The 22,593-nt window shown below is 68.7% G+C and carries 18 protein-coding genes; 15 read left to right on the top strand and 3 right to left on the bottom strand.

The window, feature by feature from the left end; genetic code table 11:
* Positions 1-246 precede the first annotated feature (246 nt).
* The 3 genes from C0461_RS06060 to C0461_RS06050 all read left to right on the top strand — a co-directional run bounded on the left by C0461_RS06060 (position 247) and on the right by C0461_RS06050 (position 2,998).
* Positions 247-1,674 (top strand): ammonium transporter, encoded by a 1,428-nt coding sequence (locus C0461_RS06060; protein WP_292104879.1) that lies wholly within the window; start codon positions 247-249, stop codon positions 1,672-1,674.
* Positions 1,675-1,807: 133 nt separating this feature from the next.
* Positions 1,808-2,482: a TorF family putative porin gene (locus C0461_RS06055; RefSeq protein ID WP_292104877.1), complete on the top strand. Its 675-nt coding sequence runs from the start codon at positions 1,808-1,810 to the stop codon at positions 2,480-2,482.
* A gap of 93 nt (positions 2,483-2,575) precedes the next feature.
* Positions 2,576-2,998, top strand: a complete 423-nt coding sequence (locus C0461_RS06050; RefSeq protein WP_292104875.1) for a MerC domain-containing protein — start codon at positions 2,576-2,578, stop codon at positions 2,996-2,998.
* Between the two features lie 3 nt (positions 2,999-3,001).
* On the opposite strand, the gene C0461_RS06045 is transcribed toward C0461_RS06050, so the two are convergent.
* Genes C0461_RS06045 through C0461_RS06035 form a run of 3 tightly spaced genes read right to left on the bottom strand, consistent with a single transcriptional unit; the run spans position 3,002 to position 8,911 of the window.
* On the bottom strand, positions 3,002-4,441 hold the full coding sequence (locus C0461_RS06045; RefSeq protein WP_292104873.1) for a TolC family protein: 1,440 nt from the start codon (positions 4,439-4,441) through the stop codon (positions 3,002-3,004).
* Positions 4,441-7,707 carry a multidrug efflux RND transporter permease subunit gene (locus C0461_RS06040; RefSeq protein ID WP_292104871.1) on the bottom strand — a complete coding sequence of 1,089 codons (3,267 nt, stop codon included), beginning with the start codon at positions 7,705-7,707 and terminating at the stop codon, positions 4,441-4,443. Before C0461_RS06040 ends, C0461_RS06045 begins: the two co-directional genes overlap by 1 nt.
* A gap of 19 nt (positions 7,708-7,726) precedes the next feature.
* Positions 7,727-8,911 (bottom strand): efflux RND transporter periplasmic adaptor subunit, encoded by a 1,185-nt coding sequence (locus C0461_RS06035; RefSeq protein WP_292104869.1) that lies wholly within the window; start codon positions 8,909-8,911, stop codon positions 7,727-7,729.
* Between the two features lie 148 nt (positions 8,912-9,059).
* On the opposite strand from C0461_RS06035, the gene C0461_RS06030 reads away from it, so the two are divergent.
* The 12 genes from C0461_RS06030 to C0461_RS05975 form a co-directional block, all read left to right on the top strand.
* Positions 9,060-9,644 (top strand): TetR/AcrR family transcriptional regulator, encoded by a 585-nt coding sequence (locus tag C0461_RS06030; RefSeq protein ID WP_292104868.1) that lies wholly within the window; start codon positions 9,060-9,062, stop codon positions 9,642-9,644.
* Positions 9,645-9,740: 96 nt separating this feature from the next.
* Positions 9,741-12,356 (top strand): glucokinase, encoded by a 2,616-nt coding sequence (locus C0461_RS06025; protein ID WP_292104865.1) that lies wholly within the window; start codon positions 9,741-9,743, stop codon positions 12,354-12,356.
* 24 nt (positions 12,357-12,380) lie between these two features.
* Positions 12,381-13,481, top strand: a complete 1,101-nt coding sequence (locus C0461_RS06020) for a Gfo/Idh/MocA family oxidoreductase (RefSeq protein WP_292104863.1) — start codon at positions 12,381-12,383, stop codon at positions 13,479-13,481.
* 83 nt (positions 13,482-13,564) lie between these two features.
* On the top strand, positions 13,565-14,503 hold the full coding sequence (locus C0461_RS06015) for an SMP-30/gluconolactonase/LRE family protein (protein ID WP_292104884.1): 939 nt from the start codon (positions 13,565-13,567) through the stop codon (positions 14,501-14,503).
* Between the two features lie 109 nt (positions 14,504-14,612).
* Positions 14,613-14,792: a hypothetical protein gene (locus tag C0461_RS06010; protein ID WP_292104861.1), complete on the top strand. Its 180-nt coding sequence runs from the start codon at positions 14,613-14,615 to the stop codon at positions 14,790-14,792.
* 87 nt (positions 14,793-14,879) lie between these two features.
* The gene (locus C0461_RS06005) at positions 14,880-16,637 is read left to right on the top strand and encodes a dihydroxy-acid dehydratase (RefSeq protein ID WP_292104859.1); all 1,758 of its coding nucleotides are present in this window, start codon (positions 14,880-14,882) and stop codon (positions 16,635-16,637) included.
* Positions 16,637-17,650, top strand: coding sequence for a ketol-acid reductoisomerase (gene ilvC, locus C0461_RS06000; RefSeq protein WP_292104858.1), 1,014 nt, complete (start codon positions 16,637-16,639; stop codon positions 17,648-17,650). The genes C0461_RS06005 and ilvC overlap by 1 nt, the downstream gene beginning before the upstream one ends.
* 26 nt (positions 17,651-17,676) lie before the next feature.
* Positions 17,677-19,371, top strand: a complete 1,695-nt coding sequence (ilvG, locus tag C0461_RS05995; protein WP_292104856.1) for an acetolactate synthase 2 catalytic subunit — start codon at positions 17,677-17,679, stop codon at positions 19,369-19,371.
* Positions 19,372-19,623, top strand: coding sequence for an ACT domain-containing protein (locus C0461_RS05990; RefSeq protein ID WP_292104854.1), 252 nt, complete (start codon positions 19,372-19,374; stop codon positions 19,621-19,623).
* A complete protein-coding gene (locus C0461_RS05985) occupies positions 19,623-20,870 on the top strand; it encodes a 2-isopropylmalate synthase (RefSeq protein WP_292104852.1) in 1,248 nt (415 codons plus the stop codon). The genes C0461_RS05990 and C0461_RS05985 overlap by 1 nt, the downstream gene beginning before the upstream one ends.
* Complete coding sequence (locus tag C0461_RS05980; protein ID WP_292104849.1) at positions 20,854-21,810, top strand: branched-chain amino acid transaminase; 957 nt, start codon at positions 20,854-20,856, stop codon at positions 21,808-21,810. Before C0461_RS05985 ends, C0461_RS05980 begins: the two co-directional genes overlap by 17 nt.
* On the top strand, positions 21,803-22,593 hold a 791-nt coding region (locus C0461_RS05975; protein ID WP_292104848.1), incomplete at its 3' end, for an aconitase family protein. The genes C0461_RS05980 and C0461_RS05975, both read left to right, overlap by 8 nt.

The following is a 22,593-nucleotide window of genomic DNA, read 5'->3' as shown; positions in this document are numbered from 1 at the left end:
AATCCCTCTCGCAAGTGCGGGCGAAAACTCTATGGGCAGGTGGTTCTTGGCGCAATAAATTAGTCGCGCGCAAGGTCCGTCCGCGTGAATTTGGCAACAATTGTGCTCCTACTACGGCAAAGCCTCTTGCGCATTTCGCAAATGCGTTAAACAGTTCGCACCTGCGGGATAACCAACCAGGGGGTAATATCAGTGACCAAGATCTGGAACCGACTGCCCGGCTTTGTCGGGCTATGCATTCTAACCATGGCATTGTTCTACGCGGGGGGCGCGTTCGCCACCGTCACGGACGCGCCGGCCGAGGCGATTGCGGCCATCACATCACAAGCTGAAGAAGCGGCCCCGGAGGCTGTTTCTCCCGCTGACGCTTCGGGCGCCGGCGCGGCCGGAGCTCCGGCGTCAGGTGACGAAGCCGCCGAGGCGGCGGCGCCCGAAGGGCTCCTGGCCCACCAGGTTCCGCTGGAGCTCGACGGATCCGGCACGGCCTGGCTGCTGACGTCGACGGCGCTGGTGCTGCTGATGACCTTGCCCGGCCTGGCGCTGTTCTATGGCGGCATGGTGCGACGCAAGAACGTCATCGCCACCATCGCCCAGACCACAGGCGTGTTCGCGGTGGCGACCCTGATGTGGTTCATCGTGGGCTACAGTCTGGCGTTCGGCGTGGGCAGCGAGGCGCTGCATCCCTACGTGGGCAATCTCGAGATGCTGTTCCTGAACGGCGTGACCATGGAAACCGCCAACAGCCTCCTGCCCGGCATTCCTGAATTTCTCTGGATTGCGTTCCAGTTGACCTTCGCCGTGATCACGCCGGCTCTCGTCACCGGCGCCTTTGCCGAACGGATGAAGTATTCGGCCCTGCTGCTGTTCGCGGCCCTGTGGTCGGTTATTGTCTATGCGCCGATCGCCCACTGGGTCTGGGGCGGCGGCTTCCTCGGCGACATGGGCGTGCTGGACTTCGCCGGCGGCGCGGTGGTTCACGTCAACTCCGGCGTCGCGGGCCTGGTCTGCGCCATCGTTCTGGGCCCGAGAAAGGGCTACGGCGCCGGTCCGATCGTGGCGCACAACCCGGTTCTGACCCTGATCGGCGCCAGTCTCCTGCTGGTGGGCTGGATCGGCTTTAACGCCGGCTCCGCCGGCGCGGCCGACGCCCTGGCCAGCGTGGCCCTGATCAACACCCTGCTGGCCGCTGCGGCCGCATCGCTGAGCTGGAAGCTCATCGAGGTCATCGAGAAGCGCAAACCCTCACTGATCGGCATGCTGTCCGGCATCATCGCCGGTCTGGTGGCCATCACCCCGGCGGCGGGCTTCGTCGATCCCAAGGGGGCGGTCATCATCGGCCTGATCGCCGGTCCGGTCTGCTACGCTGCCTCGGTCTGGATCAAGAAGCTGCTGCGCTACGACGACAGCCTGGACGTCTTCGGCATCCACGGCGCCGGCGGTCTGATCGGCGCCCTTCTGACGGGGGTGTTCGCCACCACCCTCGTCAACGAGGCCTCCGACGGCGCGACGGTCACGGCCCAGGCCCTTGGCCTGGCCTGGACCATCGCCTGGAGCGCGGTCGGCACCTTCGTGATCCTGCTGATCTGCAAGTTCACCACGGGCCTGCGCGTGCGGCCCGAGGAAGAGGAGACCGGTCTGGACACCGTGATCCACGGCGAGGCGCTGGAGCACTAGCTCTGTCGTCTCGCTCCGTGGGGCGGAGGGGGACGGGAGAGCGGGATCGAGGGGTTCCGCTCTCCCACCGCCAACGGGGACGATCTGAAGGCTCAGAGGCTTTCAACCAAAGAACTCAAAGAGGGGATAACCAATGAAAACAGTGATCGCGTGTGTCTGCTCCGCCGCTGTGCTGGCCCTGGCCGGTGCGGCCTCCGCCCAGGACGTCAGCTTCAACGTCACCGCCACCTCGGACTATGTCTGGCGCGGCGTCAGCCAGTCGGATGAAGATCCCGCCATTCAGGGCGGCGTGGACTTCGAGTCCGGCATTTTCTATGCGGGCACCTGGGCCTCGACGGTGGATTTCGGTGACGGCACCGATGCCGAATGGGACTTCTATCTGGGCATCGCGCCCTCGGCTGGCGGCTTCGACTGGGACTTCGGCATCACCCACTACGCGTACGTGGGCGATCCTGACGGATCGGACTATGATTTCACCGAAGCGTCTGCAGCAGTGTCGCGCGCCATTGGTCCGACGACCTATGGACTGAAGCTGGCCTATTCGCCGGACTTCTTCGGCGCCGAGGACGACGCCACCTATCTGGAGGCCAACTTCGCCGCCGAGCCCGCGCCGCAATGGAGCGTGTCCGGCGCGGTGGGCCAGCAGTGGGTGGATTCCGGCGCCGATTATCTGAGCTGGAATCTGGGCGTGGGCTACGCCTTCAACGATGTGTTCGGTCTGGATCTGCGCTACCATGACACCAACGAGCACAGCTGGGGCGACATCTTCGACAGCCGGGTCGTCCTCAGCCTGACCGCCGGCTTCTGACACCACAGACGTCCGTCGAGATGAAAACGCCGTCCGGTTCGCCGGGCGGCGTTTTTCGTGGGCGCGTCTTGCGCGTGTGTTATAGAATAACATATGAGCGAGGTCATTGAAGGAACCCGCATGACCTCCACCGCCGCCGCACCCCGCGCCGTCGTCCGGACTTGGGGCGACATTGCCGCCATCGGTCTGTCCATCGCCTGTCTGGCGCATTGTCTGGCTTTGCCGGTGGCGGCTGCGTTCCTGCCGATGCTGGGGTTGGCCACGGAAGCCGCCTGGGCGCACTGGGCCTTTGTGGCTGTGGCCGCGCCGCTGTCGATCTGGACCCTGGCCTGGCCGCCGCGCGGAGCCTTGCGGCCCTTGCCCCTGTCGCTGGCGGTGCTGGGACTGACGGCCCTGGTTCTGGGCGCTGCCGAGTGGCCCAGTCATGAGATGGAGACGCCGATGACCGTGGTCGGCGCCCTTCTGCTGAGCGCCGCCCACGTGATCAATCTGCGGCGACGCCGTCACCGTTGCTGAACATCACTCCGGGATGCCCCATCCGCCCGCCAGGGCCTTGAACAGGGTGATCTGATTGTTGCTGACCTGGGCCTCTGACTCGGCCAGGGCGGCGTCGGCCTGGGCCAGGGTCCGCTGGGCGTCCAGCAGGGTCAGGAAGCTGTCGGCGCCGGCGTCGAACCGCAGTCGCGAAAGTCGCTCGGCGTCCGCCGCCCGGTCCCTCGCCGTGGTCAAGGCCGCCCGGCGGTCCAGTTCATTGGCGTAGGCCGACAGGGCCGTCTCCGTCTCCTGCAACGCAACCAGAACCGTCTGATCGAAATTGGCCAGGGCGATGTCGGTCCCGGCCTCGGCCCGGGCGATGCGCGCGCGCGTGGCGGCGATGTTGGGGAAGGACCAGCTGATCAGCGGTCCCACATTGAAGCGGAACGCCGCGTCATCGCCCAGATCAGACGCGTCGAACGCCGTGGCGCCGAGGGAGCCGCCGAGCTGGATGGTCGGATAGAGCGAGGCCACCGCCACGTTCACTCGCGCGGCGGCGCTCGTCAGCTCGCGCTCCGCCCGGCGCACGTCGGGACGCCGCGCCAGCAGGGTCGCGCCGTCGCCGATAGGGATCGGCCGGCTCAGCTGGGGCGGACGGCCGCAGTCGCGCGCGGCCTGGCTGGCCTCGGCCGGGGTGACGCCGGTCAGGGTGGACAGCCGGAACAGGGCGGCGTCGCGCTGGGCCCGCAGGGGCGGCAGGGTGGCGCGGGTGGACTGCAGCGCCGAGTCGGCGCGGGCGGTGTCCAGCCCGGTGCCCCGGCCCAGATCCAGCAAACGCTGTGTCAGGTCGGCGGTTTCCTGCTGCAGGCCGATGGTGCGCTCGGTGACCGCGATCCGGGCGTTGGCGGAACAGGCGTCGGCATAGGCGCGGGCCGTTTCCGCCGCCACGGTGATCTGGACCACCTCCAGCGCGGCCTGGGCTGCGTCGGCGTCGGCGCGGGCGGCGCGAATGGCCGAGGACACCCGTCCGAACAGGTCGATTTCATAGGCCACGTCCAGACCCACGTCGTAGGTCTCGCCCTCGTCCAGTGGCTCGCTCGCACCGGGGTTGACGGCGTAGGCGGACTGGCGACCGTACTGACCCGAGGCGCCCACGGTGGTGGACGGCAGGCGGGCGGACCGGGCCTCGCTCAGCGATGCACGCACCAGACGCAGGTTGGCGGCGGCGGCTTCCAGTTCGTTGTTCTCGGCCAGGGCCTGGAGCACCAGACCGTCCAGCACGGGATCATTGTACAGACGCCACCAGTCGCTGCGGGCCTCGGCGGGGCTGACCTGCGCGGTCAGCCCCTGGCCGATGAAGGCGCCCGAGGCCAGGGGAGGGAGGGAAGCCTCGGGCGCCCCTGGCCCCACCGCGCACGCCGACAGGAGAGCCGTTGCGCAGGCGGCGGAGAGGAAGCGGGCTGAAGTGGACAGGCGGGATCTCATCAGTGGTCTCCGGTCCGGCCGGCGGCAGGCGCCGGCGCGTCAGGATCATAGGGGTCGTGGGGCGGCGCGCCGTAGGTGGTGGGCAGGTCGCGATCCTTCCCGGGCGCCCTGGGCAGCTTGCCCGAGACCCAGCGGGAGATGACGTAGAACACCGGCGTGAAGATCAGGCCGAACAAGGTCACCCCGATCATGCCGAACACCACCGCCACGCCCAGGGCCTGACGCATCTCCGCGCCCGGTCCCGTGGCTATGGCCAGAGGCAGCACCCCGAAGATGAAGGCGAAGGAGGTCATCAGAATGGGCCGCAGGCGGATGCGCGCGGCGCGGACCGCGGCTTCCCAGCGGTTAAGGCCGTCGTTCTCCTCGGCCTGTTTAGCGAACTCCACGATCAGGATGGCGTTCTTGGCCGCAAGCGCGATCAGCACCACCAGGCCCACCTGGGTCAGGATGTTGTTGTCCATGCCGTTCAGATTGACCCCGATCAGGGCCGCCAGGATGCACATGGGCACGATCAGGATGACCGCCAGCGGCAGGGTGAAGGCCTCGTACTGGGCGGCCAGCACCAGGAACACGAACACCACCGCCATCAGGAAGATCACAGTCGAGGACGAGCCCGACTGCTGCTCCTGATAGGCCAGGCCGGTCCATTCATAGCTGAACCCGGCCGGCAGGGCCTGGGCGGCCATGGCCTCCATGGTCGCCAGCGCCTGCCCGGACGACACGCCCGGCGCCGCCTGTCCCTGCAACTCGGAGGCCGGGAACATGTTGTAGCGGACCACCCGTGCGGGGCCGGAATCGTCCCTCAGGGTCGCCACCGCGCCGATGGGCACCATGGCGCCCGAGGATGAGCGCGTCTGCAGGTTGGCGATATCGGAGATGTCATCGCGATAGGCGGGCTCCGCCTGGGCCGTGACCCGGAAGGTGCGGCCCAGATAGTTGAAGTCATTGATGTAGGACGAGCCCAGATAGACGCCCAGGGTGTCGTATACATCGGACGGCTGGACCCCCATCATGAGGGCGCGGTCGCGATCCACATCGGCCTGAATGCGCGGCGTGCCGGTGTTGTACAGGCTGAAGACCTGCTGCACCTGATCCGGCGCCTGGGCGGCGGCGCCCATCATGGCGTAGGTGGCCCCCTGCAGCGCCTCGTAGCCGGCGCCGGAACGGTCCTGGACCATCATGACGAAGCCGTTGCCGTTGCCCAGCCCCTGCACCGCCGGGGGCGCGATCATGAAGATCTGCGCTTCCTCGATGGCGCCGGCGGCCATGCTGAGCTGTCCGGCCAGGGCCGAGGCCGTGAGTTCGGGCGCCGAACGCTCGCCGTGATCGGCCAGACGGATGAACATGGTCGCGGAGTTCGAGCCCGCCGAGAAGCTGGTGCCGTCCAGACCGGCGAAGGCGGCCACATCGACGACGCCCTCGGTCGCACGGACGATCTCGACGGCGCGGGTCATGGCGGCCTCGGTCCGGTCCAGTGACGCGCCGGGCGGCAGTTGCACCACGCCGATCAGGAAGCCCTGATCCTGCTCGGGGATGAAGCCGGTGGGCGTATCCATCAGGCGCCATCCGGTCAGGGCCAGCAGGCCCACATAGATGATCAGCACGATGGAGACTGTGCGCACCAGCCTTGCGGTCAACCGCCCGTAGCGGTCCGACAGCCAGTCGAAGCCCTGATTGAATTTGGCGCCCGCCATGCCGAGATAGTGGAACCCGGTCCCGATGGGCCCGCGCTTGCGGGCGTCGGCGTCGTGGGGCTTGTGCGGCTTCAGCAGCAGGGCGGCCAGGGCCGGCGAGAGGGTCAGCGACACCAGCAGAGAGATCATGGTGGCGCCGGCGATGGTGACGGCGAACTGGCGATAGAAGATGCCCGGGATGCCCGAGATGAAGGCCGTGGGCACGAACACCGCGACCAGCACCAGGCTGATGGCGATCAGGGCGCCGGACACCTCGCGCATGGATTTGTAGGCGGCCTCACGCGGGGTCAGGCCTTCGCGGATGTACCGCTCCACGTTCTCGACCACGATGATGGCGTCGTCGACCACGATGCCCACCGCCAGCACCAGGGCGAACAGGGACAGGGAGTTGATCGAGAAGCCCAGCGCCAACTGGATGGCGAAGGTGCCGACCAGGGCCACGGGAATGGCGATGATCGGGATGATCGCCGCGCGCCAGGTCTGCAGGAACACCAGCACCACGATCATGACCAGGAAGATGGCTTCGATGAGGGTGTGCTGAACCGCCTCGACCGAATGCTCCACGTATTCGGTCGGGTTGTAGGGAATGGAATAGGCCATGCCGGGGGGGAAGTCGCCGGCCAGGGCCTCGATCTCTGTCAGAACAGCGTGGGCGGTGTTCAGGGCGTTGGCGCCGGGTTGCTGGACGATGGCCATGGCCACGCCGCGTTCGCCGGAGAAATAGCCCCGGATGCCGTAGTCCTGGGAGCCCAGCTCCACCCGCGCCACGTCGCGTACGCGGGTGACGCGGCCCTCGGCGTCGGTCTTGATGACCACATTGGCGAACTGCTCGGGGTCGGACAGTCGGCTCTCCACCTGCACGGGCAGCTGGAAGGCCGAGGCGTTGTCCGTGTAGGGCGGCTGGCCGATGGCGCCGGCGGCGGCCTGGGTGTTCTGGCCGCGCAGGGCGTTGATGATCTCCGGCGCTGTCAGGTTGCGGGCCGCGGCCTTGGCCGGGTCGATCCAGATGCGCATGGCGTAGTTGCCGCCGCCGAAGATCTGGACCTGGCCCACGCCCTCGATGCGCAGCATGCGGTCACGCAGCGTCGAGTTGGCGTAGTTGCCCATGTAGTCAACGTCGAGGCTCTCGTCCGGGGACGTCAGGGCGACCAGCAGCAGGAAGTCCGTGGCCTGCTTGTTCACCGTAACGCCGATCTGGCGCACCTGTTCGGGCAGGCGCGGTTCGGCCAGGGCGACCCGGTTCTGGACCAGCACCTGGGCCGCATCCAGATCCGTGCCCGGCTGGAAGGTGACGGTCACCGCCACCACCCCGTCGGAGGTGGACGAGGAGGACATGTAGAGCATGTTCTCGACGCCGTTCACCTCCTGCTCGATCGGGGCGGCCACGGTCTCTGCCAGAGTCTCGGCCGAGGCGCCGGGATAGGCGGCCTGGATCGCGATGGTGGGGGGCGCGATCTCCGGATACTGCGACAGTGGCAGCAGCGGGTACGAAAAGGCCCCGATCAGGGTGATGACCACCGAGATCACGATCGCGAAGATCGGCCGATCAATGAAGAAACGTGAGAAATTCATGGCGTGGAGCCTGTCCCGATCAGTCGGCGATGGTCGCGGTGGACGCCGCCTGGGCGGTGGTCACCGGCTGCGACTCTTCACGCGGCGCGATGGTGATTTCAGTGTCCTGAGGCGTCACCGGCTGACCGGGCTGGGCCCGTTGCAGACCGTTGACGATGACCCGGTCGTCGGGGGCCAGACCGGCGCGCACGACCCGCAGGCCGTCCACCGTCGGACCCAGCTGGACCGGCTTGGGCGCCACCACGCCGTCGGGGCCGACCACGTAGACCACGCGGCGCGGGCCGTCGGTGACGATCGCCGTCTCGGGCACCAGCAGGGCCTGATAGGCCTCTGAACCGGCGACGCGAGCGTGGCCGAACATGCCGGGCGTCAGGAAACCGTCGGCGTTGTTGACCACCGCGCGCAGACGGATGGTGCCGGACGCCGGGTCGATGGCGTTGTCGGTGAAGTCCACCGTGCCGGACCAGCGGTAGTCGCCTTCGTCCTGAAGGCGGATGCGCACAGGGGCGGCGCCGCCGGTGCGGGCGTCGCGCTGGTACTTCAGCAGCAGGGCCTCGGAGCCTTCGAAGGTGAAGTGGATCGGGCCGCCGGATACGATGGTGGTCAGGACGTCGGCGGCCGATGATCCCCCGGCCACCAGATTGCCCACGTCCACCCGGCGGTCTGACACGCGGCCGGACGACGGGGCGGTGACGCGGGTGAATTCCAGATCCAGTTGACGGGCGCGCACATTGGCCTGGGCGCTGGCGAGAGCGGCTTGCGCCTGGCTGACGGCGGCGCGGGCGCTGTCGAACTCGGCCTGGGACACCGCCTGGGCTTCCAGCAGCCCTTCGGCGCGGGCGAACTCGGCGCGGGCCAGACCAGCCTGGGCCTCTGCCTGCGCAACGGCGGCGCGCGCGGCGGCCAGGGCGGCCTGTGCCGGGCGGGGATCAAGAGTGAACAGCAACTGGCCTCGCCGGACCATCTGACCGTCGCGGAAGTGAACCGCCTGGACATAACCGCCCACCCGGGCCCGCACATCCACGGTCTGAACGGCTTCAAAACGGCCGACGAACTCGTCCCAGTCCGTCACCTGACGGGCCAGGGGCGTGGCCACCGAGACGGGGGGCGCCTCGGGCTGGGCCTGACTTTCGGCGGAATTTCCGCAGCCGGAAAGGACGAGCAGCGCAAAGGCGCTCGCGGCGATCACGCGGTACGGTCGCATGGGGTCTTCTCCTGTCGGGACGGACCACGTATGCGATGGGGAGATCGCCGCGAGTCAACGTCTGATGACTTACTGCTCGCGATGCTCTATGTTTGTCAACAGCCGATGACTTAAAAAACGGCGAGGCTTGTTTTCCGCTGACCGGAGATTGGTTCTGACCGAGTGTTCCGCAAGACCCCGAAACGCCGCGAACACGCGAGCGCGGATTCTGGACGCCGCGCGTGAGCTGTTCACCCATCAGGGCTACGACGAGGTGGGCATGCGCGACATTGGCCGCGAGGCCGGTGTCGATGCGGCCCTGGTGTCCCGCTATTTCGGCTCAAAGGAAGATCTCTTCGCCGAGGTGCTGAGTTCATGCGGCAGCGCCAAGGACTGGTTCGAGGGCGACCGCGCCGACTTCGGCCGCGAGCTGGCCTATGAGCTGGTTTATGACCCGCCGGAGATGGATGAGTGCAAGCTGGACGGCCTGCTCATCATGCTGCGCTCGACCGGATCGCCCAAGGCCGCGGAGATCATCCGCCAGTCGACGTACGAGCGGTTCTACGCGCCATTCATCAAATGGCTGGGTGGCGAGGACGCCGAAGTTCGCTCGCGCATGGTGCTCGGCGTCCTGATGGGCATGGCGCTCAGTCGCGACATGTCCGGGGGCTATGGCCTTTCGGAAGAGGACACAGCCAAGTTGTGCGAGCGTCTGGCCGTTCTGTTCCAGAACTGCATCGATGGCGATTGCTGAGCCAGGGCCCGGCGTCGTGAAATTCGCCGATTGCTGAAATCCTTTCCTTAACCTTGTTAGCGCTCTCATTGCCGAAAAGGCTCTGGGGAGAGCGCCTTGGACAATCACGCCCTGCTGGCCTTCGTCGGTCCTGAAGCTTGCCGGTTCGCCCTGATGGAGGCGAGCGGGGATCGCCCACGCCTGTCCCAGTATCGGGAGGTTCCGGTGAGGCCAGGCGACAGTCTGTGCGGGCTGATGGGCGCCTATGCGCTTGAGCTGGCCCGGCCGTTGCCCTCGCGCCTGGGACTGGCCGTCGCGGCGCCGGTGAACGACGAGCGCATCACGGTGACCCAGTCGGGCTGGTCCTTCACCCGACAGGAACTGTGCGAGACCTTCGGCTTCGAAACCTTGTCGCTGATCAATGACGCGGCGGCGGCGGCCTTGTCGCTGCAGTGGCTGGAGGCGGGCGACACCTTGGCCATCGGAGCGGCGGACGCACCCGCAGGAGGCCTCGCCGAAGGACGCTATGCTGTGGTCAGCGCCGATTTCGGCCTGGGCGTCTCGGCGCTGGAGATCGGTCCGGACGGCTGCCGGGTGATCGACACCGAGGCCGGGCACCTGGCCTTCGCCCCGGACAATGTGGAAGAAACCGAACTGCTGACCCGTCTGACCGCGGTGTTCGGACGGGTGTCCTATGAACGGCTGATCTCATGGCCCGGACTGGCCAGTGTGCATGAGGCGCTGGCGCGGGCGCCGGGCGCACGGCCAGGGGAGCCCCTGGATCCTCTTGAAGTGGCGCTGTACGCGCGCACGGCCGCTGACCCTCACTGTCGCGAGGCGCTGGACCGGTATCTGGCCGTGCTGGGCGATTTCGCCGGGGCGGCGGCGCTGGCGCTGGGGGCCAACCAGGGCGTCTTCCTGACCGGCCGCGCCATGGTGGAGATGCAGGACCAGATCGCCGCCAGCCGGTTCCGCGAGCGTTTCGAGGCCAAGGGCCGGTTGAGCGGCGTCGTGGCGCGGCTGCCCGTGTGGGCCGTGGTCAATCCGGGCGCGGTGCTGATCGGGGCGGCGCGCAAGCTGACCACCGACCGGGCGCGGGCCGAGGCGCCCTTGCTGATCCCGCCGTCGCCGCCCCGGTGCGCGCCCCCGCCCCCCTCGCGGCCCACCGACCGGAAGCTGGTGCGGCGACTTGGCCAGCCGTTGCTGGACGCGGTGGCCAGCGGGGTGCTGGTTGTGGATTCGGATCTGAACATCGTGGCGTCCAACGAGCGTTTCTGGGCCGGCTCGGCGGCCCCGGAAGCCCTGAGGCGTCCCGGGGCCTCCATCGAACCGTGCTTGCGGGCGCTGGCCGAACTGGGCGAATGGCGCGCCGAGGACGTGGAGACGGCGCTGGGCCGCCTGCGTCGGGCCGAGCCCTTTGTCATCGAGCGTCAGGGCTTCGGCGGGCGCGTAACGCGGGACGAGGCCCTGCCCATAACCTCGGGCGGCTGGATCATCACGGCTGAGGATGTCACCGTCGTAGCCCGCCGGGCGCGCGAGCTTCAGGATCTAGCCGCGGACCTGCGCGACGCCAAGAGGGATGCGGAGGCCGCCAACGAAGCCAAGTCCGCCTTCCTCGCCACCATGAGCCACGAGATCAGGACGCCGCTGAACGGGGTGCTGGGGATGACCCAGGCCATGGCGCAGGACGAGTTGTCGCCGATTCAAGCGGAGCGGCTAAGCGTCATCCGGCAGTCGGGTGAGTGCCTGCTGGCCATCCTCAACGACATTCTGGATCTGTCCAAGATTGAGGCTGGCAAGCTGGAGCTTGAAGAGACCGACTTCGATCTGGAGGCGCTGTTGCTGGGCGCCCGGTCCACCTTCACGGCCCTGGCCAACAAGAAGGGGCTGTCGTTCGACCTGACGGTGGCGCCGGAGGCCCTGGGGGTCTGGCGGGGCGATCCGACGCGGGTGCGCCAGATCCTGTACAACCTGATCTCCAACGCGCTCAAGTTCACCGAACAGGGCGAGGTGAGGGTTGCGGCCGACCGCGACGATAAGGTCCTGACCCTGACTGTGGCGGACACCGGCATCGGCATTCCCGACGCCTGCCTGAAAGGTCTGTTCGACAAGTTTGTTCAGGCCGACGCCTCGACCACCCGGCGCTATGGCGGCACGGGCCTGGGCCTGGCCATCACGCGCCAGCTGGCGGAGCTGATGGGCGGAGGGATCACGGTGTCGAGCGAGGAAGGCAAGGGAACAGTGTTCACGGTGCGCCTGATCCTGCCGCGGGGCGAGGCCGTCACCGCGCCGGCCGAGGCGCGCGCGCCCGCCCCCCTGACCGCCGAGCGAGGGCTGAAGGTGTTGGCGGCCGAGGACAACACCGTCAACCAGCTGGTGCTCAAGACCCTGCTGCACCAGCTGGGCGTGGACCTGACCGTGGTGGACGACGGGCTGGATGCGGTAGAGGCTTGGGGCCGGGAGCCCTGGGACCTGATCCTGATGGACGTGCAGATGCCCCGCATGGACGGCCCCGGCGCCGCGCGAGCCATCCGGGCGGCCGAGGCCTCGATGGGCCGGGCGCGCACGCCCATCATCGCCCTGACCGCCAATGTCATGACCCATCAGGTGGCTGAGTATCTGGGCGCGGGCATGGACCGCTGCGTGGCCAAGCCCCTGCAGATCGGCGCCTTGGTGGAGGCCATGACCGCCGTGACGTCGCCCGACTATGACGCCCAGGCTGATGCGGCCTGACCTGCCACACTTGAGGAGACGCCCATGAGCCTGCCCACGAACCGTCGATCCGTCCTCGCGGGGGCGGGGGCCCTGACCGGCAGTCTGATGACGGGCGGCCGCGCGCTCGGTCAGGAGCCCCGCAAGCTGGGCTACGCCATCGTGGGTCTGGGCGGATACGCCAATGTCATCATGCCGCGCTTCGCCGAGTGTCGGCATTCGCGGCTGACTGCGCTGGTCAGCGGCGATCCGGCCAAGGCCCGGCGGATTGCGGCCGAGTACGGCGTGCCGGAACGGAACATCTATGATTACGGCAATTTCGATCGCATTCGCGACAACCCGGAAGTGGACATCGTCTATGTGATCCTGCCGGTGGCGCTGCATCACGAGTACACCCTGCGGGCGGCGGCGGCGGGCAAGCACGTGCTGTGTGAAAAGCCCATGGCCATGAACGCCGGCGAAGCCGCCGAGATGATCGCGGCCTGTCGCGCGGCCAATGTGAAACTGATGATCGGCTATCGCTCATGGTTCGAGAGCCACAACCGGGAGGCCATGCGCATGACGGGCGCGGGCGAACTGGGCCCGCTGCGGCTGGTGACGTCACAGCACGGCTTCAGTATCGGCGATCCGAACCAGTGGCGGCTGGACCCTGCCCTGTCGGGCGGCGGCTCGATGATGGACATCGGCATCTACAGCCTGCAGTCGGCCCGCTATCTGAGCGGCGAGGAGCCGATGGAGGTCGCCGCTTTCGAGCAAACCGATCGGTCGGACCCCCGTTTCCGCGCGGTGGAGGACACCCTGCTGTTCCAGCTGCGCTTTCCGTCTGGCGCCGTGGCCGATGGCGTGTCCTCCTACAGCTCCCACCACGGGCGGTCGCGTGCGGTGGGCGCGGCGGGCTGGCTGGATATGGAACCGGCCACGGGCTACGGCGGGCACCGGATGCGGGTCCACCTGGAGGGGCGGACCCGCGAGCACGAGCCGCCGGCCTTGCCGGTCAATCAGTTCTCGGGCCAGCTGGATCATCTGTCGCAATGCGTGCTGACCGGCGCCGAACCCATCGTGCCGGGCGAGGAGGGTCTGAGGGACATGCGCATCATCGAAGCGATCTATCAGGCCGCGCGCGAGCGCCGGCCGGTGGCGCTGTGATCGGCCGGCGTGGCGTGCTCGCAGGCGGGGCGGGCGCCGCCGCCCTGGGACTCATGGGGTGTGGAGGCGGCCGGGTGACCGATATGGAACGCGAGACCGTGGGCGGCGTGCGTCGCCTGTCGCCGGAAATGGACGCCATCATCGCGCCGGGCGCCCGGGTCGAGGTGCTGGCCGAGGGATTCGACTGGGCCGAGGGGCCAGTGTGGGTGGAAGCGGGCGGCTATCTGCTGTTCACCGACGTACCGCAGAACGTGATCTGGCGCTGGTCGGAGGCGAAGGGGCTGTCGGAGTTCATGCGGCCCTCCGGGTTCGCCGGCGAGGATGGTTCGCACCTGCGCGAACCGGGCGCCAACGGCCTGGTCATCGAGCCGGCCGGGACGCTGCTGATGTGCGATCACGGAAACCGTTCGTTGTCGCGGGTTGATCTGGCCACGCGGCGGAAGACCATCGTGGTGGACCGCTTCGAGGGGCGGCGCTTCAACAGTCCCAATGATCTGGTGATCCACCGGTCGGGCGCGGTCTATTTCACCGACCCGCCCTATGGGCTGGAGGGGATGAATGAGTCCCCCGTCAAGGAACTGGCGCACAATGGCGTTTACCGCCTGGCGCCGGACGGTGCGGTGACCCTGATCGAGGACGCCCTGAGTTTTCCCAACGGCGTCGCGCTCTCGCCGGATCACGGCACGCTCTATGTGGCCGTGTCCGATCCCGAGGGCCCCGTGGTGATAGCCTATGATCTGGACGAGGCCGGCGGGGCGCGATCGTCCCGCATGCTGTTCGATGCCGCGCCGCTGATGGGGCCGGATGCGCCGGGCCTGCCGGACGGGCTGAAGGTGGACGCCCGGGGGCGGATCTTCACCACAGGACCGGGCGGCGTGCTGGTGCTGACGCCCGAGGGGGAACTGCTGGGCGTCATCGATACGGGTCGGGCGACGGCCAATTGCGCCTTCGGCCCGGGCGGGGCGAGCCTGTTCATGACGGCCGATGATCGACTGACGCGTTTGGCGCTGATCCCGGCCTGACGCCCCGCCTCAAGGTTGCGGTGAAAAAATGCCACAGAGGGTGGTTGAAGCGCGCTAATTGGAAAATTGTGCCTTTGCCCTGTTGCGCCGCACAGGGAATTCATGTCTCTTGCCGTCATCGCAGACCAAGGCTGACGACGTGAACAACCGCGCGCCCATCGCTGGACAGACCCGGACGGCCATCGCCGCCGTGCGTCCGCATGTGGCTGTCGACGGCCTGCAAACCCTTATCCTGATTACCGTACTGGTGCTCGTGCTTCTTGGAAGTGCGGGGCTGCACGCGACCTGAACTCAAACCTCAGGACCGCTCGCACAGCCCCGCTTCCACCGGAAGCGGGGTTTTTCGTGCTTGGGCGGTCCGGATCAACCGGAACCGATGACGCAAAATTCTTCCTCACCTTCGTCCCCGCCCAACCGCCGTAGCGCGGCGGTGACGCGCGGCCCGAACCGGGCGGCGGCGCGCAGCTATCTGCGGGCCGCAGGCATGGACGACGCCGATTTCGAGCGGCCGATGATCGCGGTGGTCAACACCTGGTCGTCGGTGACGCCCTGCAACATGCATCTGGACCGGCTGGCCGAGGACGTGCGCCGCGGCATCCGCGAGGCGGGCGGCTGGCCGGTGGATTTCAACACCATCGTCGTCACCGACGGCATCAGCATGGGCACGCCGGGCATGAAGGCGTCGCTGATCAGCCGCGAGGTGGTGGCCGACTCCATCGAACTGGCGGTGCAGGGGCACCAGCTGGACGGGGTCGTCTGCATCGTCGGCTGCGACAAGACCATCCCCGCCGCCGCCATGGCCCTGGCGCGCATGGATATCCCGGGTCTGGTCTATTACGGCGGCACCATCATGCCGGGCCGGATCGGCGAGAAGGAAATCTCGGTCCAGGAAATCTTCGAGGCCATCGGCGCCCACGGCGCGGGGGCGCTGGACGACGCCGGGCTGAAGGCGGTCGAGGTGGCGGCCTGCCCCGGCGCCGGGGCCTGCGGCGGCCAGTTCACCGCCAACACCATGGCCATGGCCCTGAGCGTCATGGGCCTGTCGCCCATGGGCGCCAACGACGTGCCGGCGGTTCACCCCGACAAGGGCGAGCAGGGCGAGCGCTGCGGCCGCCTGGCGGTGGAGCTGACCGTCAAGGGGATCAGCGCCCGCGAATTCATCACGCCCCGGTCGCTGATGAACGCGGCGGTGGCGGTGTCCGCCTCGGGCGGCTCCACCAATGCGGTGCTGCACCTGACCGCCATCGCGGCGGAGGCGGGCGTGCCGTTCGGCATCGAGGACTGCCACTTCGCCTGCGAGACCACCCCGGTCATCTGCGACCTGAAGCCGGGCGGGCAGTTCCTGGCCCACCACCTGTTCGTGGCCGGCGGCACCCGTCTGGTGGCCCAGCGGCTGGCGTGGGCGGGCAAGATCGCCGATGCGCCCACTGTCTCTGGCCGCTCGCTGTTCGAGGAGGCCGCCGAGGCCGAGGAAGCGCCGGGCCAGAAGGTCATCACCGACTTCGACCGCCCGATCATGGCGCGCGGCAGCTATGCGGTCATCTACGGCGACCTGGCCCCCGAGGGCGCGGTCATCAAGCTGACCGGCCACAAGGTCGACCGCTTCGAGGGACCGGCGAAGGTCTTCGACCGCGAGGAGGACGCCTTCGAGGCGGTCCAGTCCGGCGCGGCGGGCGAGGGCGACGTCATCATCATCCGCCACGAGGGACCGCGCGGCGGGCCGGGCATGCGCGAGATGCTGCAGGTCACCGCCGCCCTGAAGGGCCGCAAGATCGAGAACGTGGCCCTGATCACCGACGGCCGCTTCTCGGGCGCGTCCTACGGCTTCGTGGCCGGGCATGTGTCGCCGGAAGCCGCCGTGGGCGGGCCCATCGCCCGGGTCCGCGACGGCGACCGGGTCACCATCGACGTCACCAACCGCCGCATCGACGTGGATGCGGACCTAGGCGCCCGCCAGCCTTCGAGCCCTGAGCGCGAGGCCCCGACAGGGGTGTTCGCCAAATACGCCGTGCTGGCGGCCTCCGCCTCGCAAGGCGCGGTCACCATTCCCAATCCGCCGCCGGCGCGCACCGCCGATTCTTTCCAGGGCCGGCCTCGCGCCGCCAGCACCCAGACCGCTCACGAGGACGCCTGATGCCCATCACCATCTACACCAACGAAGACATTCGGCCCGGCGCCATCGCCGGCCAGCGCATCGCCATCATCGGCTATGGCAGCCAGGGCCGCGCCCACGCCCAGAACCTGAAGGACTCCGGCCACGACGTGATCGTCGGCGTCCGTGAAGGCGGCAAGGGCTGGAAGCATGCGACGGCCGACGGCGTGCCGACCGCCGAGCCCGCCGAGGCGGTCAAGGGCGCCGACATCATCGCCATCCTGACCCCGGACATGATCCAGGGCGAGGTCTATCGCGACATCATCGAGCCCAACGCCAGGCCCGGCGCGGCCATCCTGTTCGCCCACGGCTTCTCGATCATCTACGACCGGGTGACCCCGCGCGAGGACATGGACGTGATTCTGGTGGCCCCCAAGGGGCCCGGCGATCTGGTCCGCCGCGAGTATGCGCGCGGCCGCGGCGTGCCCAGCCTGTTCGCCATCGAGCGCGACGCCACGGGCAAGGCGCGGGACCGGGCCATGGGCTACGCCAAGGGCATCGGCGGGGCCACCGGCGGCCTGCTGGAGACCAGCTTCCGCGAGGAGACGGAGACCGACCTGTTCGGCGAACAGGCCGTGCTGTGCGGCGGCGCCAAGGAACTGGTCATGTCGGGGTTCAACACCCTGGTCGAGGCCGGATACCAGCCCGAGATCGCCTATTTCGAATGCCTGCACGAGCTGAAGCTGATCGTGGACCTGTTCTACGAGGGCGGCGTCACCAAGATGCACGAGTTCATCTCCGAGACCGCCAAATACGGGGCGGTCGCCTCCGGCCCGCGCGTGATCAACGATGAGACCCGCGCGCGCATGAAGGAGATTCTGGAGGACATCCAGTCGGGCCAGTTCGCCCGCCAGTGGATCGCCGAGAACGAGGCCGGGAAGGGCCAGTACGAGGCCTGGCTGAAGGCCGACTACGCGCATCCCATCGAACAGACCGGCGCGCGCCTGCGCGAACGCATGGCCTGGCTGCACGCCGCCAAGTCCGAAGCGGCCTGAGCCAGAGGATCGCTGAAAGCATCGCCATGACCGCCGCCGCCCTGAAACAGCCCGACGCCGCCACAGTCCCCCAGACGGGCGCGCGCCTGCTCGTCTCCAGCCTGGAGGCGATGGGCGTGGATGTGCTGTTCGGCTATCCGGGCGGGGCGATCATGCCGGTCTATGACGCCCTGACCGGCTCGTCCCTGCGCCACATCCTGGTGCGCCACGAGCAGGGCGCCGCCTTCGCCGCCGACGCCTACGCCCGCTCGACGGGCAAGGTGGGGGTGTGCATGGCCACGTCGGGGCCCGGCGCCACCAATCTGATCACCGGCATCGCCAACGCCATGATGGATTCGGTGCCGATGGTCTGCATCACCGGCAATGTGGCCACCGGGCTGATGGGGACGGACTCGTTCCAGGAGATCGACATCCTGGGCTGCACCCTGCCCATCGTGAAGCACAGCTGGATCGTGCGCGACGCCGCCGACATTCCGTCGGTTGTGGCCGAGGCGTTCCGGGTGGCGAAAGAGGGCCGCCCCGGTCCGGTCCTGATCGACCTGCCCAAGGACATCCAGTTCGCCCAGGTGTCCCAGCCCTTCGCCGCGCCGATCTTCAACGACCCGGTCGAGACGGCGGACCACGCCGCGATCCGCGAGGCCGAGGCCGCCATCCGGGCCGCCGAGCGCCCGGTCTTGTACGTGGGCGGCGGCGTCAAGATCGCCGGGGCGGTGGATGAGCTGCGCGCCTTCTTCGCGCGCACGGGCATCCCGGCGGTGGCGACCCTGAACGCCCTGGGCTCTATCCCGACGGGCGCGCACGGCTTCCTGGGCATGATCGGCATGCACGGCGCCCGCGCCGCCAACGAGGCGGTGCAGGAAGCCGACCTGCTGGTGGTTCTGGGCGCCCGCTTCGACGACCGGGCCACGGGCAAGCTGGCCGAGTTCGCCCCCCACGCCCGGATCGTCCACTACGACATCGACCCGGCGGAAATCTCCAAGCTGCGCGAGGCGACCGTGGGGGTGGTGGGCGACCTGAAGGCGAGCCTGGCGGCCACCGATCCGGGGCCGCTGGCCATCGATCCCTGGATCATGCGCTGCATGGCCCGGGCCCAGCGCCACGCCGCCCGCTATGACGCGCCGGGCGACGGGGTCTATGCGCCCGCCCTGCTGAAGGAGCTGTCCGAGCGCGCCGGGGACGACTTCGTCGCCGCCTGCGACGTGGGCCAGCACCAGATGTGGGCGGCCCAGCATTGCCGCTTCTCGCGGCCCGAGGCCCACCTGACCTCGGGCGGTCTGGGCGCCATGGGCTTCGGCCTGCCCGCCGGTCTGGGCGCCAAGCTGGCGCGCCCGGACGCCCAGGTGGTGACCATCGCCGGGGACGGCGGCTTCATGATGAACATCCAGGAGCTGGCGACCCTGCGCCGCTACGGGATCAATCTGAAGATCGTCCTGCTGGACAACGCCTCGCTGGGCCTGGTGCGCCAGTGGCAGTCGCTGTTCTTCAACGAGAACTATTCCGAGGTCGACCTGTCGGACAATCCGGACTTCGTGGCGGTGGCCCAGGCGTTCGGCGTCGAGGCCTTCCGAATTAGCCGGCGCGAGGAGGTCTCCGCCGGAATCCAGCGCCTGCTGGACGCGCCCGGCCCCTGCCTCGCGCACGTCGTGATCGACCCCAGGGAAAACGTCTGGCCGCTGGTGCCGCCGGGCAAGTCAAACGCAGACATGATGGAGGGCGCCTAGATGAGCGACACCATACACATCCAGATCGACCGGGCCGACGGCTCGCTGCAGCGCCTCATCGGACTGGTGGAGCGCCGGGGCTTTCACATCGACGGCCTGATGCTGACCGACGAGGGCGTCATGCGCCGCGCGGCCATCACTGTGCGTGGCCGCGACGAGAGCCGCTGCACCCAGATCCTGCGCCGTCAGATCGACCGCCTGATCGGCGTCAGCCGCATCGACGCCGTCGTCATGCAGTCGGAGGCCGCGTGATGGGGGACGTATCAAGACCCGTATCCCGCACCGCCGCGCTGGCGGCGTCGGACCCCAACCGCGTCATCGTGTTCGACACCACCATGCGCGACGGCGAACAGGCGCCGGGATTCTCCATGTCCACGGCGGCCAAGCTGCGCATGGCCGAGGCCCTGCGCGATCTGGGCGTGGACGTGATCGAGTCCGGCTTCGCCGCCGCCTCGCCCGGCGACGAGGAAGCCATGCGGCGGGTGGCCGGAGAGATCGAGGGGCCGGTGTTCTGCTCGCTGTCCCGGTCGAACGAGAAGGACATCGACGCGGCGCACCGCGCCCTGTCGCCCGCCCCGAAGATGCATCGCCGCTGCCACATCTTCCTAGGGACCAGCCCCATCCACCGCTCGGCCAAGCTGCGGATGAGCACCGACGAGGTGCTGGCCGCCGCGGTGCGCTCGGTGGCCTACGCCCGCACCCTGTTCGACGATGTGGAGTTCTCCGCCGAGGACGCGTTCCGAACCGAGCCGGAATTCCTGGCCGAGGTGATGGAGGCCGTGGCCGACGCCGGGGCCCAGACCCTGAACGTGCCCGACACCGTGGGCTACGCCACGCCAGACGAGGTGCGGGCGCGCTACTCCGACCTGATCGCGCGCATCCGTCCGAAGCACCCCCATGCGGTGTTCTCGGCCCACTGTCACGACGACCTGGGGCTGGCGGTGGCCAACTCCCTGGCGGCGGTGGAGGCCGGGGCGCGTCAGGTGGAAGGGGCCATCAACGGCATCGGCGAACGGGCGGGCAACGCCTCGCTGGAGGAGGTCATCATGGCCCTGCGCACCCGCGCCGACCGCTATGACGTGACCACCGGGGTGGACTGCCGCCATCTGGTGCGGACCAGCCGACTGCTGTGCGAGATCACCGAGAGCCCGGTGGTCCGCAACAAGGCCATCGTCGGCATCAACGCCTTCGCCCACGAAGCTGGCATCCACCAGCACGGCATGATGGCCGACGCGCGCACCTACGAGATCATGCGTCCCGAGGACGTGGGCTTCGAGGGCAGCTTCTTCGTGCTGGGCAAGCATTCGGGCCGCCATGCGGTAGCCAAGCGCGCCGCCGTGTTGGGCCACGACCTGACCGGGGGCGTGCTGGCCGAGGTGTTCGCCGGCTTCAAGCGCCGCGCCGACGAGATCGGCGAGATCAATGACACGGAGCTGACGGCCATCATCGCCGCCGCCGCCGACCGACAGGAAAGACCCGCTTATGCCGCCGCTGGCTGACTACATCTGGATGAACGGCGAAATGACGCCCTGGGCCGACGCGAAGGTCCACGTCATGAGCCACGCCCTGCACTACGGCACCTCGGTGTTCGAGGGCATCCGCGTCTATGACACCCCGGACGGGCCGCGCGGCTTCCGCCTGACCGACCATGTGCGCCGCCTGTTCGACAGCGCGCGCATCTATCACTTCGCCCTGCCGTTCACCGAGGACGAGGTGCTGGACGCCTGCAAGGCCATCGTGCGGGCCAACGGTCTGAAGGGCGCCTATCTGCGGCCCATCGCCTTTCTGGGCGAGTGCGGCATGGGGGTGACCCCGGCCCGGCCGCAGGTGGACGTGACCATCGCCGCCTTTCCGTGGGGGGCATATCTCGGCGACGAGGCGCTGGAGAAGGGCGTGGACGCCTGTGTCTCGTCCTGGCAGCGGGCGGCGCCCAACACCATCCCGACCGGGGCCAAGGCGGGGGGCAACTATCTGTCGTCCTATCTGATCGGCCGCGAGGCGCGGGTCGGCGGCTTCGGCGAGGGCATCGGCCTGGGCGTGGACGGACGGCTGTCCGAGGGCGCCGGCGAGAACCTGTTCATCGTGCGGGAGGGCCGCCTCCTGACGCCCACGGCGGCGTCTTCCATCCTGATGGGCATCACCCGGGACACGGTGCTGCAACTGGCCCGCGATCAGGGCCTCGAGGTGGTGGAGCAGAGCCTGCCGCGCGAGATGCTGTATCTGGCCGACGAGATCTTCATGACGGGCACGGCGGCGGAGATCACCCCGGTGCGTTCGGTGGACGGGATCGCCACCCGCGCGAACGGACCGGGGCCGGTGACCAAGGCTCTGAACGCCGCCTTCCGGGGCCTGTTCACCGGCGACACGCCGGACCGCCACGGCTGGCTGGAGCCTATCCATGACGGCGCGGCGGCGGATAAGGCGGTGGCATATGCCTGAGCCCCGCACCCTCTATGAAAAGGTCTGGGACCGGCACCTGGTCTCGGCCGAGACGGCGGAGACGCCCGCCGTCCTGTATGTGGACCTGCATCTGGTGCACGAGGTGACCAGCCCGCAGGCCTTCGCCGAGATCGAGCGGCGCGGCCTGACGGTGCGTCGCCCGGACCGCACCTTCGCCACCCTGGACCACTCCACCCCGACCCTGCCGGCCGGGCCGGACGGAGAGCGGCCCTACTACACCCCCGCCAGCAAGGCGCAGGTGGAGACGCTGGAGCGCAACTGCGCCCGGCACGCGGTGTCGCTGGCCGGCTGGGACTCGGACCAGCGCGGCGTGGTGCATGTGATGGGTCCCGAACTGGGCCTGACCCAGCCGGGCATGACCGTAGTCTGCGGCGACAGCCACACGGCCACCCACGGCGCCTTCGGGGCGCTGGCCTTCGGCATAGGCACCTCCGAGGTGGGCCATGTGCTGGCGACCCAGTGCCTGCTGCAGCGCAAGGCGAAGACCCTGCGCGTGACCGTGGATGGAACCCTGGCTCCGGGGGTGTCGGGCAAGGACGTGGCCCTGGCGGTGATCGCCGCCCTGGGGTTCGGCGGGGGCACCGGCTACGTCATCGAATATGCGGGCAAGGTGATCCGCGCCCTCGACATGGAAGGGCGCATGACCCTGTGCAACATGTCCATCGAGGCGGGCGCCCGGGCGGGCATGATCGCCCCGGATCAGGCCACCATCGACTGGCTGCGCGGCCGCCGTCATGCGCCTCAGGGCGCGGCGTTCGAGCG

The sequence above is a fragment of the Brevundimonas sp. genome (genome assembly GCF_013823285.1).
In the GTDB taxonomy this organism is placed as follows: domain Bacteria; phylum Pseudomonadota; class Alphaproteobacteria; order Caulobacterales; family Caulobacteraceae; genus Brevundimonas.
The sequence above is the reverse complement of the archived record's forward strand: the minus strand, read 5'-3'. Positions and strand labels throughout refer to the sequence as shown.

What these genes read in the sequence shown, in the direction of transcription:
- C0461_RS06015 (WP_292104884.1), top strand. Translation starts at nt 13,565, where the DNA reads ATGGAACGCGAGACCGTGGGCGGCGTGCGTCGCCTGTCGCCGGAAATG.
- C0461_RS05990 (WP_292104854.1), top strand. Translation starts at nt 19,372, where the DNA reads ATGAGCGACACCATACACATCCAGATCGACCGGGCCGACGGCTCGCTG.
- C0461_RS06060 (WP_292104879.1), top strand. Translation starts at nt 247, where the DNA reads ATGGCATTGTTCTACGCGGGGGGCGCGTTCGCCACCGTCACGGACGCG.
- C0461_RS05985 (WP_292104852.1), top strand. Translation starts at nt 19,623, where the DNA reads ATGGGGGACGTATCAAGACCCGTATCCCGCACCGCCGCGCTGGCGGCG.
- C0461_RS06050 (WP_292104875.1), top strand. Translation starts at nt 2,576, where the DNA reads ATGAGCGAGGTCATTGAAGGAACCCGCATGACCTCCACCGCCGCCGCA.
- C0461_RS06020 (WP_292104863.1), top strand. Translation starts at nt 12,381, where the DNA reads ATGAGCCTGCCCACGAACCGTCGATCCGTCCTCGCGGGGGCGGGGGCC.
- C0461_RS06005 (WP_292104859.1), top strand. Translation starts at nt 14,880, where the DNA reads ATGACGCAAAATTCTTCCTCACCTTCGTCCCCGCCCAACCGCCGTAGC.
- C0461_RS06035 (WP_292104869.1), bottom strand. Translation starts at nt 8,911, where the DNA reads ATGCGACCGTACCGCGTGATCGCCGCGAGCGCCTTTGCGCTGCTCGTC.
- C0461_RS06045 (WP_292104873.1), bottom strand. Translation starts at nt 4,441, where the DNA reads ATGAGATCCCGCCTGTCCACTTCAGCCCGCTTCCTCTCCGCCGCCTGC.
- ilvC (WP_292104858.1), top strand. Translation starts at nt 16,637, where the DNA reads ATGCCCATCACCATCTACACCAACGAAGACATTCGGCCCGGCGCCATC.
- C0461_RS06040 (WP_292104871.1), bottom strand. Translation starts at nt 7,707, where the DNA reads ATGAATTTCTCACGTTTCTTCATTGATCGGCCGATCTTCGCGATCGTG.
- C0461_RS06055 (WP_292104877.1), top strand. Translation starts at nt 1,808, where the DNA reads ATGAAAACAGTGATCGCGTGTGTCTGCTCCGCCGCTGTGCTGGCCCTG.
- C0461_RS05980 (WP_292104849.1), top strand. Translation starts at nt 20,854, where the DNA reads ATGCCGCCGCTGGCTGACTACATCTGGATGAACGGCGAAATGACGCCC.
- ilvG (WP_292104856.1), top strand. Translation starts at nt 17,677, where the DNA reads ATGACCGCCGCCGCCCTGAAACAGCCCGACGCCGCCACAGTCCCCCAG.